This window comes from Streptomyces sp. NPDC017448 (genome assembly GCF_044330565.1).
In the GTDB taxonomy this organism is placed as follows: domain Bacteria; phylum Actinomycetota; class Actinomycetes; order Streptomycetales; family Streptomycetaceae; genus Streptomyces.
This window is the reverse complement of record NZ_JBIRLM010000023.1, coordinates 115,995-132,631: the sequence shown is the minus strand read 5'-3', so window position 1 is coordinate 132,631 and position 16,637 is coordinate 115,995. Positions and strand designations below refer to the sequence as shown.

The window sequence follows — 16,637 nt, the reverse complement described above, 5'->3', positions numbered from 1 at the left end:
CGCCGCCCCCCCCCCCCCGCCGCCGGGGGCCCCGGAGGTCTCCCCCCTCCCCCCCCCCCCCCCGGGGGGGGGGGCCCGCCCGCCCCCCCCCCCCCCCCCCCCCCGCTCCGGCGTCCGGAACCCGGCCGGCGCGATAGCCGGGCCGACAGGCCTCAGGCCGCCGCAGGACCAGGCCTGTCGTCGAGCCGCCGGCTGCGGGGCCGCGCCCGGCGCACACGGCTGCGGACCGTGCGCGCCGTCATCAGGTGCGGTTCAGCGCCGCTCGGAGGGTGATCCCGTGGTACAGCCGCAGGCGACGCAGTTCCGCGTAGGACAACGCGGTGACAGAGACCGGAGGGCCGACGAGGAAGAGTACGCGGAGCGGAAGGGGGATGGCAGCCATCGGCGGATCGGCGAGTTGGATGACGAGGAGCGCCCAGACCGGGAAGGGGGAGACCAGTGGAGGCAGGGTCTCGTGGACATCGGCGAGGCGGAAGGCGGTCGTGACCGCCAAGGCCGCGCCGAGGATGAGGTAGAGCCAGGCCGCGGCGTACACGGGAATGAGCAGCAGCAGGATCAGCAGCTTGGTGAAGTCGAAGTTCTCCCCGGTGGCCCGCCCGATGGCGGGTAGCACGAGGACGATCAGGTAGTAGGTGCCCACCAGCGCGCCCACGGCCCTGAGTGGTCCCCGGGTCCGGCTCAGGTAGAGACTCCGGCTGGAGCGTCCGGATGCCAGGACGAAGGCGGCCAGGACGACCGGCACGGTGAAGACGAGCATCATGGCGGCCAGCGTGAGATCTTCGTACTTCGCCGCTACGGGATTGTCCGCCGCCCCCCAGTAGGCGATGGTGATCCATCCGAGCGCGACCAGCCCGACGAGGGACCGGGTGACCTGGAGTGCGGTGATCGCCTCGTCGATGATCCGGTCGGCACGCTGGGGCCTGAACACCATCAGGGCGGCGGCAAGGAACTCCGCGGACGGGTCCTCTTCTTCTTCCACGACACCCCCGAACCTCAACTGCATTTCAGAGTAGCGAAGTTGAGGTCGCGGCGGAGCCGGAGCCGGAGACTGTCTTCCTTGGCGACGAAAGCCACCACCGACGATCGGCGCGGGACGGGGACCGGCGACAGCGACCACCCCCGTGAGCCGCTGCCGCCGCGTTCCCCGCGTCCCCCGTATTCCGGCGTTCCCCCGTCGTCCCCCGACGTGCCGGATCAGGTTCGGACCATAGAACGCCGGGTAAGGAGACGGGAGATTCAAAGCGCCCAGTGGGGCGGCCGCGAGGGTATCGGTTCGCACAGTCGGGCGAGGAGGTCCCCTTGCGCTGCCGCCGTGTGCGGGGCGGGAACGGGGGAACGGGTGCGTACACAAGGGCGCGCGGACGATCTGCTGCGGATGAACCGGCTGGCCCGCACCGGCGGGACGGCCGAGATCCTGCGCTGGGTCGCCGGGCGGGCCGAGGGCTGGGCGGGGCTGGTCGGGCCCGACGGGAAGGTGCTGCGGGCGGCCTCCCGGGCGGAGCGGGCGGTGGTCCCCGACATCGCGGGACTGATGGCGGAGGGAGCCAACGCCCTCACCGAGCGCGGGGCCCAGACCTACGTGCTGGACACCGGCGCGCACACCGCTCTGCTGTTCCCGCTGAGCGTGGGCGATCCGGCCTCCCCGGTGCTCGTCGTCGTCACGCCCCGGCCGGTGGCCGCAGGGCTCGGCACCCTCTTGGCCGACGTGGTCATGCCGCTGTCCCTCTGCCGGCAGGCCGAGACCCTGGAGCGCCGGCGCCGCCGGGTGGACCTCGCGGAGTCCCGGGGCCGCGAAGCGGTGCTGCACCTGCTGATGACGGGACAGCTCACCATCGCCCAGCAGGTCGCCGGCGCGCTGCGCCCCCGGCTCCCCGACCCGGTACGGGTGTGCGTCGTGGAGTGCTCCGCCGACGACCGCGACCGGGTGGCCCGGATCTGCGGGGACGTGGACGGCGGCCGGTCCTGGATCGTCCGGTGCCCCGTCTACGCCCACCACCTCATCCTCGTGATGCCCGCGCACCGGCCGGAACAGGACGGGGAGGCGGCCCCGACCGACGAGGTGGTCGCCGCCCGGGTCGGGGGGTGTGTGGTGGGCGTCAGCGAACCGGTGCCGCTCGCCGATACCGCCACCGGTTACCGCCAGGCGTTCCACGCCCTGGCCGTAGCCCGCGAACTGCCCGCCCGGCACGCCCGGTTCGGCGTCTCGCCGGATCCCGCGCTCGTCGTCGGGCCGGACGGCCGGCAGTGGGCGAACGAGCTGCTGAACCCGCTCCTGACCCATACGCCCCGCCGCGCCCAGGACCCCGGGAGCCAGGAGCTGATGGCCACGGCCGCCTCCTGGCTGGCGTTCTCGTCGCACGCCACCGACCACCTCAAGATCCACCGCAACACCCTGGCCGCCCGGCTGAAACTCATCGGTGAACTGCTCGGCCTCGACCTGCACCGGCTGGCCGACCAGGCCGCGCTCGACCTGGCGCTGCGCGTCCGTGCCACGCCCGCCCCGGCGTGCACCCCCGGGCCCGCCCCGTACGCGACCGCCGGACCGGGCGCGGGGGAGGCGGCCCGGGGCCTCGACGCCATCCTGCGGCGCCCCGCCGTACGGGACTGGGCCGACCGCCAACTGGCCCCTGCCCTCGGCTTCGAGGAGACCCTGCGGACCTGGCTGCGGTGCGAGGGCCGCCTCGGACCGACCGCCGCCGGACTGGGCCTCTCCGTGCCCGGGGCCCGCAAACGGCTCAGCCGACTCGAAACGATGCTCCAGCGGTCGCTGCTCCGGCCGCCGAGCGCGCGGTACGACCTGTGGCTGGCGCTGAGGTCCCAGGAGCTCGCGGGGTGAGGGCGGTCGCTGTGCTGCCGATCGCCGGGAGGCGGGCCGTCGCCGGTGAGGTGAGGCCGGGCGGCGGGCTCTCGTCGGTGGAGCGAGAACGGGCGGCGGGCCCTCCTCGGTGGTATGAGGCGGGCGGCCCTCAGGCCAGGGCCGCGTCCACCATGCGGCGGGCCACGGCGGCCAGTTCGGCCAGGTCCGGCGCGGGCCCGGAGCCGGCCAGGGCGCCCGCGAGACGGTCGTAGAGCAGCCCGTCGGTCCACGCCACCAGGGAGCGCGCGGCCTCCTCGGGCCGCTCCGCCCCGAGCCCGCCGAGGAGTTCGGCCGCCCGGACCCGCGCCCCGAGGCCGGCCCGGTGGAGCTCCGTCTCCAACTCGGGGGTGCGGGCCGCCTCCAGGCTCAGCTCGAAGCGGGCCAACTGCCGTGCGCGGCCGGTGGTCAGCCAGCGGTGCAGCAGCACGGCGAGCGCCGCCGCCACCGCCTCCCGGCCGGATCCCGCCTCCCGGTCCGCCGCCGGAGGGCCGTCCCCGTCGAGTCCGTCGCTCCCGTCGAGACCGTCGCCCCCGTAGAGCTCGGCGAGACCGTCCAGGTCGGCGAGGTCCAGCTCCGCGAGCCGCTGGTAGCAGGCGCCGATCAGCGCCGTCCGCGTACGGAAGTAGTACGAGGTGCTGCCCGCCGGGAGCCGGGCCGCCGCGTCGACCGCCCGATGGGTCAGCCCCCGCAGCCCGACGGCCGCCACGAGGTCGATCGCGGTGTCGGCGATCAGGGTTCTGCGTTCAGGAGGGGCCATGGCGGCACTCTACAACTGTAGAGTGCCGCCATGGCTCTACGGATGTAGAGGCCGGTGGAGGGGGAGGGGTGTGCCGTGGCGGGAACCGTGCGTCATGCGGTCGTGGTGGGGGCGGGGATCGGCGGGCTGGCGGCGGCGGTCGCTCTGCACCGGCGCGGCTGGTGGGTCACCGTGTGCGAGCGGGCCCCCGGGCCGCCCGCGACCGGTGCGGGGATCGTGCTGGCCCCCAACGCCCTGCGCGCCCTCGACGCGATCGGCTTCGACGCCACCCGGGCGACGGGCGGCGCGGTGCCCGCCGCGATGGGGCTGCGACGGCCCGGCGGCGACTGGCTGAAACGCGCCGACACCGCCGCGTTGGCGGCCCGGTACGGAAGCCCTCCGCTCGCCGTGTACCGCCCGGCCCTGGTCGCCGGACTGGCCGCCGCGCTGCCGGAGGGCGCGATCCGGTACGGGACGCCGGTCACGACCGTGGACGCCGGCCGGACCCCCCACGGCGACCGGGCGGCGGCCCTGCCCGTCGTGCGCACACCGGAGGGCGGCCTCGTCGCCGATGTCGTGGTCGCCGCCGACGGAATCCACAGCGCCCTGCGCCGCCGCCACTTCCCGGGCCACCCCGGTCTGCGCCACACCGGGGAGACCGCCTGGCGTACCGTGCTCCCCGCCGACGGGCTCTCCGGCCTGGACGCCGCCGAGACCTGGGGGCGCGGGGAGCGCTTCGGCGTGGTCCCGCTCGCGGACGGCAGGGTCTACGTCTACGCCGCCGCCGTCGTGGAGCGCGGGTACCGGCCCGAGGACCCGCGCGCCGAACTCCTCGGCCGGTTCGGCGCCTGGCACTCCCCGGTGCCGGAACTGCTGGCGCGGACGGACCCGGCGGACGTGCTCCAGCACGACCTGTACGACCTGGCCGCCCCCCTCCCGTGCCGCTACCTGGGGCGTATCGCCTGGCTGGGCGACGCGGCCCACGCCATGACCCCCGACCTCGGCCAGGGCGGCTGCCAGGCGATCGAGGACGCGGCCGTCCTCGCACACCTGCTGGCGGGGGGCGACGTGCCGGAGGCCCTGGCCGCCTACCACCGGGTCCGCCACGCGCGCGCCGACGCCGTCCGGGTCCGCGCGCGCCGGGCCGGCCGGGTCGCCGCCCTCGCCCACCCCGTCGCGGTGGCCGCCCGCGACCTCGCCGTCCGCGCCACCCCGGCCCGCATCGCGCGCCGCGCCATGGACGACCTCTTCGGCGGCTTCCGCCTCCCGCCCGCCACCCCCTCCGGCTGACACGGCGCACCCGCCGGAGCCCCGTCCCCCGGGGAGGGCGGCTTGACACAAAAGTGCATGATCGTGCAACCTTTTGGTCGTCCGTCAACTCCTGCCGCCCTGTCGGCGGATGTTGTTGCTTGCGCGATCAATGACCTGGAGGTCTGCGCATGGCCGAGCCCGTGAAGATCAAGATCTGGTCCGACTACGTCTGCCCCTTCTGCATGCTGGCCGAGGGCCCGCTGGAGGAGGCGATCAAGGACGTGGGCGCCGACGTCGAGGTCGAGTGGCTGCCGTTCGAGCTGCGTCCGCACCCCCAGCCCACCCTGCGGCCGGAGGACGAGTACCTGCCGAGCATCTGGGAGCGGGCCGTCTACCCCATGGCCCGCCGCCTGGGCGTCGACATCAAGCTCCCGGACGTCTCGCCCCAGCCGTACACCGCGCTCGCCTTCGAGGGCTACCAGTACGCGGCCGAGCACGGCCTGGGTACCGCCTACAACCAGCGGATGTTCCGCGCCTTCTTCCAGGAGAGCCAGGACCTCGGGCAGCTCGACGTCCTCACCGCCCTGGCCGGCGGGATCGGGCTCGACGAGGCCGGCTTCCGGGCCGCGCTGGAGGACGGCAGGTACCGCGAGCGGCACCAGGAGGCGCTGCGGGAGGCGGCGGCCCACCGCGTGCAGGCCGTTCCCACCATCCTCGTCGGCGACACCCGGATCGAGGGCGTCCCGCGCCCCGCCCAGCTCCGCAAGGCGATCCTCGACGCCCGGGCGCAGCAGGTGGAGGGCGACGGCTACGGCGCGGCCTGCGGCATCGACGGGAGCTGCTGAGGTGCCCGGAACCCACCCCGCCCTCACCGCCTTCCGGCTCGCGGGCCTCGACCTGCGCAACCGGTACGCCGTCGCCCCCATGACCCGCGTCTCGGCGACCGGGGACGGCCGGGCCACCGAGGAGATGGCCGCGTACTACGCGGCCTTCGCCGAGGGCGGCTTCGGCCTCCTGATCACCGAGGGGACCTACACCGACCGGGCCTTCGCCCAGGGCTACCTGCACCAGCCCGGCATCACGGACGAGGCGCAGGCCGCAGCCTGGCGGCCGGTCGTCGACCGGGCGCACGCCGCGGGCGCGCGCGTCGTCCTGCAGCTGATGCACGCCGGGGCCGTCTCGCAGGGCAACCGGTTCCGGGACCGGGCCGCGGCCCCCTCCGCCGTACGGCCGCTGGGCGAGCAGCTGGCCAAGTACCGGGGCGACGGGCCCTGGCCCGTGCCGATGGAGTTGACCCGCCGCCAGATCGCCGAGGTCGTCGCGGGCTTCGCCGCCTCCGCCGTCCGCGCCCGGGAGACCGGCTTCGACGGGGTGGAGATCCACGCGGCCAACGGCTACCTGCTCGACCAGTTCCTGACCCCGTACACCAATCTGCGCACCGACGAGTACGGCGGCGGCCTCCCGGGGCGGCTGCGGCTCGTCCGGGAGGTGACGGCCGCGGTCAGAGCCGCGGCCGGGCCCGGCTTCGCGGTCGGCGTCCGGTTCTCCCAGGGGAAGATCAACGATCCCGCCTGGCGCTGGCCGGGCGGGGAGGGCGAGGCGGCGGAGGTCTTCACGACGGCCGCCGACGCCGGGGCCGACTACCTGCACCTGGCCGGCAGCGGGCGCGACTGGTTCCCCGAGGGGCGGACGCTTCCCGCGCTCGCCCGGGCGGCGACCGGGCTCCCCGTCGTCGCCAACGGCGCGCTGCACCGGGAGGCCGTGGCGCGTCGGGTCCTGGAGGAGGGCCACGCCGACCTCCTGGCGATCGGGACGGGCGCGCTGGCCGACCCCGACCTGCCGCTCCGGGTGGCGGCGGGAACCGCTCCCACGCCGTTCGACCCCGGGGTGCTGGAGCCGCTGGCGACCCTGGACAACGCGCGTACGCACGCCCCCGCTTGACTCCGGTTACATGCACATGCAAGATTAGTGTCATCGGGTCGCGCCGCCGGCGGAGATCTGTGAAGCAATCTGCTTGTCTGTGCAAGCAAATGCATGAGATGCACGGTCGCTACAGGGCAACTCGGGAGACGAACTGCTCATGGGTACACACGACAGCGAACTGATGGGATACGCCCACGAGGCGATCCGGCTCAGCCGCGAGCACGTCGCAGAGGGCGGAATCCCGTTCTCCGGAGTGGTCGTGGGCGGCGGACGCATCCTGGGGACCGGTTTCAACCGGGTCCGCGAGGACAACGACCCGACCGCGCACGCCGAGGTCGTCGCCATCCGGGAGGCCACCACCCGGCACGGCATCCGCGCCGTGGCGGGGGCCACCCTGATCGCCTCGGGCGAGCCCTGCGCCCTGTGCTACATGGCGGCGCGGTTCGCCGGCATCGGCCACATCGTGCACGCCGCCGACCGCCGCACCGCCGCCCGGTACGGCTTCGACTACACCAGCACGTACACCCTCTTCGCCGAGGACCCCGAGCGCTGGCCCCTCAGGGTCACCGCGCTCCAGCTCCCCGAGGCGGAGCAGCCCTTCCAGGACTTCCTCACCATGGACCGGGCCCGGTACTGACCGGGGCCCCGCCCGCCGCGCATCCCCCCCGACGCGCCGCGACGCCACACGCGCCGCACCCGCAGCGCCGCCGGACCGACGCCCCGTCCGGCGAACGGCGCTCCGCGTCCCCCCTGTACTCCGCTCCACTCCTCGCCCCTCTCCACCCCTCTCACCCACCGCACGGAAGGACCTCCCATGCACTGGCTCTACCTCGCCATCGCCGTCGCCTTCGAGATCACGGTCGCCATCGCCGCCGGAAAGGCGGAGGGTTTCAAGAACCGCAAGTGGACCGGGATCACCCTGGCCAGCGGCGCCGCCGCCACCTTCTTCCTCAGCAAGGCCCTGCTGACCTTCGACGTCGGCGTCGGCTACGCCCTGTGGACGTCCGTCGCGGGCGTCGGCATCACCGTCCTGGGCGCCCTGTTCTTCGGCCAGCGCCTGAACGTCAACAAGGCGATCGGCATCCTCCTCGTCATCGGCGGTGTCGTCGGCCTGCAGCTCAGCGGCTCCGCCTGAGCCCCGCGCACCTTCCCCGGCGCCGCAAGCGGCCCACCCCGCACACCCCCTGACGACACCTCTGAGAGAGGACCCACCTCCCATGTCCAACGCGGCCAAGAGCTCCACCAACGCCTGGCTCTCCCTCCTGCTCGCCGGAGTCTTCGAGATCGGTTACGCACTCGCCGTCGGCGGCAGCGAAGGCTTCACCCGGCTGACCTGGTCCCTGGTCGCCGTGGTGTTCTTCCTGCTGACGCTCTACGCACTCAGCCTCGCCCTCCGCACGATCGACGTGAGCATCGGTTACGCCGTCTGGGCGGGCATCGGCGCGGTCGGCGCCGCGGTCTTCGGCCCGCTCTTCTTCGACGAGACCCTCACCCTGGCCAAGGGCCTCTGGCTGGCCGTCATCATCGTCGGGGTCATCTGGCTCAAGCTCGCCGACCGCACGAAGCCCGAGGCGGCCGCGGCCCCGGCGGCCGAGCGGCAGGTCACCGACCGGCCCGGCGCGCTCCAGGTCTGACGCCTCCCGCCCCGACGCATCGCGCGACGGTACGCCCCCGGCGTCCGCCCCCCATCCGGAATGGGCGGCGGACGCCGGGGGCGTACCCGTCACAGAACCGTACGGCCGCCGTCCACCGCCAGGGCGGCCCCGGTGGTGAACGAGGAGGCGTCCGAGCAGAGCCAGGCGGCGGCGCGGGCGATCTCCACCGGATCGGCGAGACGGCGCTGGATGGCCTTGCCGCCGAAGCCGGCGCGGACGGCGGGCCCGGCCGCGAGGACGCCGTCCATCATCTCCGTGTCGGTGCCGCCCACCACGAGGGCGTTGACGCGGATGCCGTGCTCGCCGTACTCGGCGGCGGCCGCGCGGGTCAGGCCGAGGACCGCGTGTTTCGCGGCCACGTAGGGCGCGGACGCGGAGGTGGCGCGCACCCCGGCGACGCTGGAGGTGTTGACGACCGCGCCGCCGCCGGTCGCCATCATGGCGGGGAGCTGGGCGCGCAGGCAGTTCCACACCCCGCGCAGGTTGACGTCGAGGGTGCGGTCGAACTCGTCCTCGGACAGCTCGTGCAGAAGGGTTCCGGCGCCGGCGGACCCGGCGTTGTTGAACGCGCAGTCGAGCCCGCCGAACCGGTCCACCGCCGTGGCGACGGCCCGGTCCATGTCCGCCCGGCGGGTGACGTCGCCCGGCACGGCCACGGCCCGCCCCCCGCCCTTCCTGATCCGCTCGGCGGCCTCCTCGACCAGGTGCGCCCTGCGGGCCACGAGGACGACGGCCGCCCCCTCGGCGGCGAAGTGCCCGGCCGCCGCGGCGCCGATGCCGCTGGAGGCGCCGGTGATCAGCGCGACCTTGCCGGGCAGCAGCGGGCCCCCCGCCGTCACGCCGGGGCTCCGGCCCCGGCGGCGGCCGGCGCGGTCCGCCAGAACGCGCCCGCGGCGAGGTCCCGGTCGATCCGCCGCACCAGGGCGTCGTCGAGCTCGTCGAGCCCGCTGATCAGGTGGCGTACCCCGGCCTCCGCCATCAGGGCGGGCTGGTGGCTGTGGACGAAGGCGGAGGGGCGGCCGACGAAGCCGGCGCCCAGCTCCCGGGCCGCGTCGGCGACCCGGGCCACGTCGTCGACGAACAGGGCCTGCTCGGGGCGGAGTCCGAACACCTCCCGCGTGATCTCCCTCAGCCCGGGGCGGAAGTCGTTGGTGCAGACGTAGCCGGGCCCGTCGAACAGCTCGGCGTACCGGCCCAGATGGCGGTCGAAGTGGTCCTTGCCCAGGCCGCCGTAGCAGACCGTGCGCAGGCCCGCGCCGCGCAGCCGGTGGAGCAGTTCACCGGTGCCCGGCGTGACCGTGACCGGGTGGCGGTCGAGGTGGGCGGCGCGGTCCTCGAAGTAGGCGGCGAGCGCCTCCTCGCCGCTCATGGCGCCGCCGGTGGCGGCCGCGAGCAGCCGGCCGGCGATGTGCTGCGGCTGGGAGAAGACGGACCTCTCCAGCTCGGCGGAGTACGTACCGCCCCGGGCGGTGACGAAGTGGTGGATCACCGGGCTGAAGGTGTCGTTGAGCAGGACACCGTCGATGTTCAGGGCGACCAGGCGCAGGGTGAGCATGCTTCTCCGTAGGGTTCGTCGGAACGGGCGGAGCGGGGCAGGACAGCCGGGCGTGCTGGAGGGACCGGCCGGTCGGACGCATCGGCCGGTCGGTGGGGCGGAGCGTTCGGGTCAGGACATCAGCGCGCTGCCGCGGGCGGGGGACGTCTCGGCGCGGGTGATCACGGACGGGACCGCGAGGCCCGGCAGGATCAGGTTCCACATCTGCTGGGTGCGGTCGGGAAGGTCCCGGCGGCCGCTGACGACGTTGGAGTACATCTGCATTCCGGTACAGGCGGCCACCACGAACTCCGCGACCACGGACGGGTCCACGCCCGGCTGCAGCTCGCCGGACTCCATCGCCTCGTGCAGGCAGCTGACCATGATCCCGCGGAAGTTCTCGTACGGGTCGGCGTTGAGGGTGCCGTCGATGGACGCCTGCTCGTTGGTCAGTCGTACGCCGGCCCGCAGCAGCGGATCGCGCTGGAGCTGCCACGACCAGACGAGGGTGAGGTCGATGAGGCGCTGGAGGCCGCCGGCGGCGAGCAGCGGCACCAGGGTCTCCGGCTGGCTGTTCATCACCGCCTTGGCCAGGTCCTCCTTGGAGCCGAAGTGGAAGTAGAGCGCTCCCGCCGTCACACCGGCCCGTTTGAGGATGCGGGTGATGCTGGCCCCCGCGTAGCCGAACTCGTCGAAGACCTCTGCGGCGGCGTGCAGGAGGGCGCGACGGGTCTGCTCCGCCCGCTCCTGTTTCGGTTGTGCCATGACACTCACCTTCCCAAAAAGAATGCTCCTTATGTTAGCCGGGTGAGCGGTGGTCTAGGCAAGTCCGTTATGCAGTAGTTGAGTTGGCTCTGATCTTGAAACGATCCCGCGAAAGATCGAAGAACGAGCCCCCCTTGACTTGAGAAAACAAAAGAAACATTATTTTTGGAGCGAGGGCAGGGAGTGCTGATCGCGGATCCTTCCGTGACCGCCCGCCCGCGCACACCGTCGACCTTGGGGGGCCAAGTTGTCTGTTTCTGTACTGAGCCGTGATGTGCAGCCGGTCCAGCAGTCGCAGGTGCACCAGTGGCAGGTGCACAAGCTTCGGGGCGAGGAAGTCCTGCTCAGAACCTGGTTAGAGACGAGCCCGGGCCACTGCGTGCTCACGGCGCGCTGGCCGCGGGGGCACGACTTCTACCGGCCGTCGCAGGGATCGTACGATCCGCTGCTCCTCGCGGAGACCGTGCGCCAGGCCGTTCCGCTGCTGTCCCACGCGGTGCACGACGTGCCGCGGGAGTACAAGCAGGCGTGGGAGGAGTTCAGCTTCACGGTCGAGCCGGCGGCCTCGCTGGTCACCGCCTCGGACGAGGTGCGCCTGGTGGTGTCCTGCTCGGACGTGGTGCGGCGCGGCAGCAGGTTCGCCGGTATGACGATGGACACCGACGTCTACCTGGGCAAGCGGCTGATGGGGGTCGCGCACACCCGCTTCAACAACCAGCCCGCCGCCGTCTACCGTCGCCTGCGGGGGAGTTACGCGGACCTCGACGCGGCGCAGGAGGGCTGCCTCCCGGTGGGGCCGCCGGTGGACCCGCGGCGGGTGGGCCGCACCTCCCCGGACGACGTGGTCCTGTCGCCCGCGCTGGGCGGCGAGCGGCCCGGCCGCTGGCTGCTCCGGGTGGACCCCGCCCACCCGGTGCTCTTCGACCACGTGGTGGACCACGTGCCCGGGATGCTCCTGCTGGAGGCGGCGCGGCAGGCGGCGCACGACGTCGGCGGCCCGGGCACGGCCGTCATCGGGATGCGGACGGACTTCGTGCGGTACGTCGAGTTCGACGCCCCCGCCGTGGTCGTGGCCGGCGAGCCGGTCCCCGTCGGCACGGACCGGCGCCGGATACCCGTCCGGGTCGAGCAGGACGGCGTCCAGGTGTTCACCGCCGAGGTGACCATCCACTGACCTCCCCCGCGGCGGGCCGGGGCCGGGCGCCGGGGAGACCCGGGCGGCCCGGCCCCGGCCATGGCGCGGCGGGCGGCCCGCACCCCCCGAAGAGGGGCGCGGACCGCCCGCCGCGCGATCATGCCGGGGCCAACTGCGGCATGGGCTCCGGCAGTTCCTCGTACACGGTCACCGCGACGTGCACCGAGGCCGGGACCGCGAAGCTGGCCTCGTACCCCGGAGGGGCGAGCAGCTGCCGCACCCGCCAGCCGAGCGGCTGACCGGTGAGGTCCAGCCGGTTCATGACGGCGGCCATGCCCTGCCCCGTCGCCTTGGCCATGGCCTCCTTGCGGGTCCACAGCCGGGCGAAGTCGCGGACCAGCTCGTCGCCCGCGCGGCCCCCCAGCCACTGCTGCTCCCGGGGGTGGAGGAACGGCAGGTAGCCGGCGACCGACTCCGGGGTCGGCCAGGACTCGATGTCGATGCCGATGGTGGCCTCGGCGACCGCGATGGCGACGTGGTCCCCGCTGTGCGACATCGAGAACTCCAGGGGCTCGCCGACCGGGGCCGGCTCCCGGATGGCCGGCCGCCCGTGCGCCCCGCCGCAGCCGGGGCAGGGCTGCCGCAGGAAACCGACGGTGCCGGGCGAGCAGCCGAGCGTTGAGCCGAGCACGCTCCGCAGCGCCCAGTGGGCGAAGGCGTAGGACTCCCGCCCGGCGTGCTGCGGTATCGACGCCAGGCGGCTCCGCTCCTTCTCGTCCAGCCAGTCGGGCGGGGATCCGTCGGGCGGGAGGCGCTGCCCGGCCGGGGCCCGGACGATCCAGATCCCCACCGGATCGAGGACCTCGCCCGGAGGAGCGTCGGACCAGGTGAAGTCGTGTGTCATGTCGATACGGCTCCTGATGCGGCGGGGGCCCGGCCGGCCCCCGCCACGGGTCGGATCAGACGGTGGCTGCGAGCAGCGGCCACGGGCCGGTCGTGGCGTACTGCTCCAGTTCCTCGGAGGCGAGGTAGCGCCGGAACCCCGGCACCTGCTCCGCCGGGCGCAGCGCCCCGCGGTACAGCACCATGCCGCGCACCCCGGTGTCGTCGTCGCGCCAGCACACGAGCGGGAGGTGGTACTCCGGTGTGTCGCAGCTCTCCTGCACGGCGGCCTGGTAGCCGTAGGCGGGCAGCAGGCTCATCGGGCCACGCTCCCGGTCTCGGGGAGGACGCCGAAGAGGGCGCCGTAGTCGGTGATCCGCGCGGCGGCCCCGCTGCCGCCGGCGGCGTGCAGCGCGTGCCAGAAGAGCACCTGGTTCGCGGTGAGGACGGGGAAGCCGACGGTCTCCTCCAGGCCGGCGATGGTGCCGACGGCGCGGATGCCGTTCCCGGCGACCAGGACCGCGTCGGGCCGGTGCGGGGCGACGTCGGACTCGATCCACTTCACCAGCGCCTCCGGCGTGATCAGCTTCTGGTTGCTGGGCAGGCCGCAGGGGGCGTGGTGGACGACGTCGAAGCCGCGCTCACCGAAGTAGGAGGCGCCCAGGGCGGACAGCTCGTCGTCGAACCACGGCGGGTTGACCAGGGCGATCCGCTCGGCGCCCAGCGCGCGGAAGCCGGCCGCGGCGGCGTGGGCGGTACCGGTCAGCGGGATGCCGCGGGTCCGCTCCGCGAGCCGCTCGAACAGCTTCTGCTCGCCGTCGGCGCCCAGGACGTAGGAGGAGCTGGTGAACCCCAGGGCGATGGAGTCCAGCGGGGAGGCGGCCAGCAGCTCGACGGCGTCGTCGATGAAGGGCGGGTCGATGAAGGCGCGCACCGGGTCGTGCGGGATCTTGGGGTCCATCTCCCCGCCGGGGCGCATCGCCCCGAAGTGGACGCGGGAGCCGTGGATGAAGACGTCGCGCGGGGCCATCGCCTGGAGCTCGGACTCGGGCCCGACGTCCGCGTGCGGGACGACGACGCCGACGCGGGCGACCGCGCCCCAGCCGTCCTCACGGGCCTGGAACTGCGTCATGGGGTGCTTCTCCTCTTCTTTCTGCTTCTTCTGCTTCTTCTGCCGCTCTTCTGCTGTGCCGTGCCGGTGTACGGGTCCTGCCGGTGTGCGGGTGCTGCCGGTGTGCGGGCCCGGGCGCGCGTACGGAGACCGGGCCGGGCCCGCGCTCAGGCGGTCGCCTCGTCGGCGAGCGAACCGCCGCTCACCGTCCCGGTGCCGCCCTCGTCGAGGAACTTCGGGTGCTTGCGGCGCATGTTCTCCATCACGAACGCGTACGGGACGTCGTCGAAGTCGCCGTGGTCGGTGAGGAACTCCATGCTCTGCCGCCCCTGCGCGTCGAAGGGGTGGTAGAGGCTGTCGCTGCGGCCGTCGAACTCCAGCGGGGTCATGCCGTAGAGCCGGCACAGGAGCTTGTTGAAGACCGGGGTGACCTGGAGCCAGCGGCCCTCCAGGTACACGGTGGCCAGGCCGTGGAAGAAGACGTCGCCGCCGATGTAGGAGCGCAGCCGTTCGGAGGCGAGGTGGTTGCGGACGTCGCTGTAGTGCAGCCGGGCGGGGATGCCGACCGCGCGGCAGCAGGCGGCGTACAGCACGGACTTGTGCAGGCAGAAGCCCTTGCCGCCGGTGATGATGCTGGACGCCCGCAGGCCCTGCGGCGACAGGTCGGCGCCGTAGACCTCGTAGTGGATGCCGTCGCGGACCGCGTAGTAGAGGGTGACGGCGAGGTCGACCGGGCCGGCGGCGTCGCGGTCGATGCCCTTGAGGGCCTTGTCGACGAAGGCCCGGACGGTCGGGTGCTCGTGGTCGAGGAAGTCGGTGGCCGCGGTGAGGCGGGCCAGGTCGTCCGCGGTCGGCCGCTCGGAGGCGGGGGCGGCTTCGGTCAGGGTCTCGGTCATGGCGTACCTCTCGTCACAGGCCCATCAGGGCGGCGATGCAGTTGCGCTGGATCTCGTTGGTGCCGGAGTAGATGGAGCCGGCGGTGGCGTTGCGCAGCTCGCGCTCGATGCCCGTCTCGGTCAGGTAGCCGCGGGCCCCGAAGATCTGGATGGCGTGCCGGGCGGTGAGCTGGTTGGCCTCGCTGACCACGATCTTGGTGGCGGCCACGTCCAGCGAGGCGTCCTTGCCCTGTTCGACCTTGCGGCCGGTGTCGTACAGCCATTTGCGGGCCGTCTCGACCGCGATCCGCATGTCCGCGATCTTGTGCGCGACCGCCTGGTTCTTGCCGATGGAGGCGCCGAACTGCTGCCGGGTGGTGGCGTGTTCGACGACCCGCTTCAGCCGGTGGGTCATCTCGCCGAGGTTGACCGCGAAGGAGAAGAGGACCTCCCGCTTCATCACGTGGTCCATGATCAGGAAGCCGGCGCCCTCGCTGCCGAGGCGGTTGGCGACGGGCAGCCGGACGTCCGTGAGCGTGACCTCGCTGATCGGGGAGGTGCGCAGCCCCATCGTGTCCAGCGGTTCACCGACCTCCAGGCCCGGGGTGGAGCGCTCGGCGAGGAAGGTGCTCAGCCCGAACGCGCCCGGTTTGCCGGTGCGGACGTAGAGCAGGAAGAGGTCGGCGACCGGGGCGTTGGTGATGAACAGCTTGCCGCCGTTGAGTACGTAGTCGTCGCCGTCGCGGACGGCCGTGGTGCGGATGTTCATCACGTCCGAACCGTGGCCCGGTTCGGTGATGGCGTGCGCGGTGATGGCCTGGCCCGAGGTGACCCGCGGCAGGTAGCGCTCGCGCAGGTCCGAGGAGCCGAACGCCTGGAGCGGGATGCCGACGCTGACGATCTGCGTGGAGGCGGAGAAGTTCAGCCCGGCGTCCCGGCTGGTGTGGCCGAGCCCCTCCAGCGCGGCCATGGTCTCGGTGAGCGTCCGGCCCGCGCCGCCGTACTCCGGGGCGAAGGGGAGGGTGAAGAGGCCGGACCGCTGGAGCGGTTTCCACTTCTCGTGCGGGAACTCGCCGGCGCGGTCCCAGCGGGTGACGTCGTCGTTCAACTCGTCGGCGTACGGCGCGGTGAGGCCGTAGGGATCCGTGTCCTTCTCTGCTGCCATGGGTGCTCTGCCTTGCCTTTCACCGGTCGCGGGCGCTGGGGGAGCCGGGGGCGGGGGCGGGCCCGCGGGGCCCCCCCCCCCCCCGGGGGGGGGGGCCGGGGGGGGGGCGCCCGCGGCGGGGGGCGCGGGGGGGGGGGGGGCCCCCCGCCCCCGGGGCGCGTACCCGCCGACGCGGGGGGGGGGGCGGGGGGCGCCCGCCGGGGGGGGGGGGGGGGGGGGGGGGGGGGGGGGGCCGCCCCGGCGCCCCCCCCCCCCCGGCGGTGCGGATCAGTAGCGGGAGAAGCCGTCGTCGGAGAGCGAGTGCTTCTCGTCGCCGCGCAGCGCCGGGCTGAAGACCGAGACGAGCAGGAGGTCCTCGTCGTCGGAGGCGATCAGGTGGTGGGCGTCGTTCTTGTCCAGGGCGTAGATGGTCCCGGTCATGATCTTGTGGCGGACGCCGTCGGTGGTGACGACCTCGCCGGAGCCGCCGATGCAGTAGCAGGCCTCCAGGTGGCCGAGGTACTGCAGCGCGCTGGAGGTGCCCTGGCGGACCAGCGTCTCGCAGACGGTGAAGCCCATCCCGTCCTTCTCGGTGAGGAGGCGGTGGCTGGTGCCGCTGCCCCACTCGACCGCGGGGACGTCGGAGAGAGAACGGACGATCATGGGAGAACTCCTGTCATCGTTGTGTTCCGGACGTGACCAGGTGCAGGTGCAGAGGTGCAGAGGTGCGGTGCGCCGCGTGTGGGGGGACGGGTACGCGGAGTGCGGG

Annotated in this window: 19 protein-coding genes; 8 read left to right on the top strand and 11 right to left on the bottom strand. The window is 73.7% G+C overall.

The annotated features are described in order from the left end of the window. Positions 1 to 241: 241 nt before the first annotated feature. Positions 242 to 979: a hypothetical protein gene (locus tag ACH4K1_RS28810; RefSeq protein WP_398092498.1), complete on the bottom strand. Its 738-nt coding sequence runs from the start codon at positions 977 to 979 to the stop codon at positions 242 to 244. 396 nt (positions 980 to 1,375) lie between these two features. Between ACH4K1_RS28810 and ACH4K1_RS28805 the strand changes: the two genes are divergently transcribed. Then, positions 1,376 to 2,836, top strand: coding sequence for a helix-turn-helix domain-containing protein (locus tag ACH4K1_RS28805; RefSeq protein ID WP_398092503.1), 1,461 nt, complete (start codon positions 1,376 to 1,378; stop codon positions 2,834 to 2,836). Between the two features lie 130 nt (positions 2,837 to 2,966). On the opposite strand, the gene ACH4K1_RS28800 is transcribed toward ACH4K1_RS28805, so the two are convergent. Continuing rightward, positions 2,967 to 3,614 (bottom strand): TetR/AcrR family transcriptional regulator, encoded by a 648-nt coding sequence (locus ACH4K1_RS28800; RefSeq protein ID WP_398092497.1) that lies wholly within the window; start codon positions 3,612 to 3,614, stop codon positions 2,967 to 2,969. 75 nt (positions 3,615 to 3,689) lie between these two features. On the opposite strand from ACH4K1_RS28800, the gene ACH4K1_RS28795 reads away from it, so the two are divergent. From ACH4K1_RS28795 to ACH4K1_RS28770, 6 genes are all read left to right on the top strand, one after another. Continuing rightward, complete coding sequence (locus ACH4K1_RS28795) at positions 3,690 to 4,883, top strand: FAD-dependent monooxygenase (RefSeq protein ID WP_398092496.1); 1,194 nt, start codon at positions 3,690 to 3,692, stop codon at positions 4,881 to 4,883. 149 nt (positions 4,884 to 5,032) lie between these two features. Further along, on the top strand, positions 5,033 to 5,689 hold the full coding sequence (locus ACH4K1_RS28790) for a DsbA family protein (RefSeq protein WP_398092495.1): 657 nt from the start codon (positions 5,033 to 5,035) through the stop codon (positions 5,687 to 5,689). 1 nt (position 5,690) lies between these two features. After that, the gene (locus ACH4K1_RS28785) at positions 5,691 to 6,785 is read left to right on the top strand and encodes an NADH:flavin oxidoreductase (protein WP_398092494.1); all 1,095 of its coding nucleotides are present in this window, start codon (positions 5,691 to 5,693) and stop codon (positions 6,783 to 6,785) included. 139 nt (positions 6,786 to 6,924) lie between these two features. Next, positions 6,925 to 7,404, top strand: a complete 480-nt coding sequence (locus ACH4K1_RS28780) for a nucleoside deaminase (protein ID WP_398092493.1) — start codon at positions 6,925 to 6,927, stop codon at positions 7,402 to 7,404. A gap of 177 nt (positions 7,405 to 7,581) precedes the next feature. Continuing rightward, a complete protein-coding gene (locus ACH4K1_RS28775) occupies positions 7,582 to 7,902 on the top strand; it encodes a multidrug efflux SMR transporter (RefSeq protein ID WP_228994481.1) in 321 nt (106 codons plus the stop codon). Positions 7,903 to 7,984: 82 nt separating this feature from the next. Continuing rightward, complete coding sequence (locus ACH4K1_RS28770; RefSeq protein ID WP_228994482.1) at positions 7,985 to 8,401, top strand: multidrug efflux SMR transporter; 417 nt, start codon at positions 7,985 to 7,987, stop codon at positions 8,399 to 8,401. Positions 8,402 to 8,490: 89 nt separating this feature from the next. On the opposite strand, the gene ACH4K1_RS28765 is transcribed toward ACH4K1_RS28770, so the two are convergent. From ACH4K1_RS28765 to ACH4K1_RS28755, 3 genes are all read right to left on the bottom strand, one after another. Beyond that, positions 8,491 to 9,261, bottom strand: coding sequence for an SDR family NAD(P)-dependent oxidoreductase (locus ACH4K1_RS28765; protein WP_398092492.1), 771 nt, complete (start codon positions 9,259 to 9,261; stop codon positions 8,491 to 8,493). Next, a complete protein-coding gene (locus ACH4K1_RS28760; protein WP_398092491.1) occupies positions 9,258 to 9,977 on the bottom strand; it encodes an HAD family phosphatase in 720 nt (239 codons plus the stop codon). Before ACH4K1_RS28760 ends, ACH4K1_RS28765 begins: the two co-directional genes overlap by 4 nt. A gap of 111 nt (positions 9,978 to 10,088) precedes the next feature. Then, positions 10,089 to 10,721 carry a ScbR family autoregulator-binding transcription factor gene (locus ACH4K1_RS28755; RefSeq protein WP_398092490.1) on the bottom strand — a complete coding sequence of 211 codons (633 nt, stop codon included), beginning with the start codon at positions 10,719 to 10,721 and terminating at the stop codon, positions 10,089 to 10,091. Between the two features lie 247 nt (positions 10,722 to 10,968). Between ACH4K1_RS28755 and ACH4K1_RS28750 the strand changes: the two genes are divergently transcribed. Next, a complete protein-coding gene (locus tag ACH4K1_RS28750) occupies positions 10,969 to 11,895 on the top strand; it encodes a ScbA/BarX family gamma-butyrolactone biosynthesis protein (RefSeq protein ID WP_398092489.1) in 927 nt (308 codons plus the stop codon). A 118-nt stretch (positions 11,896 to 12,013) separates the two neighbouring features. On the opposite strand, the gene ACH4K1_RS28745 is transcribed toward ACH4K1_RS28750, so the two are convergent. From ACH4K1_RS28745 to ACH4K1_RS28720, 6 genes are all read right to left on the bottom strand, one after another. Then, positions 12,014 to 12,760 carry a 4'-phosphopantetheinyl transferase family protein gene (locus tag ACH4K1_RS28745; protein WP_398092488.1) on the bottom strand — a complete coding sequence of 249 codons (747 nt, stop codon included), beginning with the start codon at positions 12,758 to 12,760 and terminating at the stop codon, positions 12,014 to 12,016. 55 nt (positions 12,761 to 12,815) lie between these two features. Beyond that, the gene (locus ACH4K1_RS28740; protein ID WP_398092487.1) at positions 12,816 to 13,058 is read right to left on the bottom strand and encodes a DUF6253 family protein; all 243 of its coding nucleotides are present in this window, start codon (positions 13,056 to 13,058) and stop codon (positions 12,816 to 12,818) included. Further along, positions 13,055 to 13,870 (bottom strand): maleate cis-trans isomerase, encoded by an 816-nt coding sequence (locus ACH4K1_RS28735; protein ID WP_398092486.1) that lies wholly within the window; start codon positions 13,868 to 13,870, stop codon positions 13,055 to 13,057. The genes ACH4K1_RS28740 and ACH4K1_RS28735 overlap by 4 nt, the downstream gene beginning before the upstream one ends. 146 nt (positions 13,871 to 14,016) lie before the next feature. Then, positions 14,017 to 14,745 (bottom strand): transglutaminase family protein, encoded by a 729-nt coding sequence (locus ACH4K1_RS28730; protein WP_398092485.1) that lies wholly within the window; start codon positions 14,743 to 14,745, stop codon positions 14,017 to 14,019. A 13-nt stretch (positions 14,746 to 14,758) separates the two neighbouring features. Beyond that, complete coding sequence (locus tag ACH4K1_RS28725) at positions 14,759 to 15,889, bottom strand: acyl-CoA dehydrogenase family protein (RefSeq protein ID WP_228994491.1); 1,131 nt, start codon at positions 15,887 to 15,889, stop codon at positions 14,759 to 14,761. Between the two features lie 267 nt (positions 15,890 to 16,156). Next, entirely contained in the window at positions 16,157 to 16,531 is a 375-nt protein-coding gene (locus ACH4K1_RS28720; RefSeq protein ID WP_398092484.1) for an ectoine synthase, read from the bottom strand. Positions 16,532 to 16,637: the final 106 nt, after the last annotated feature.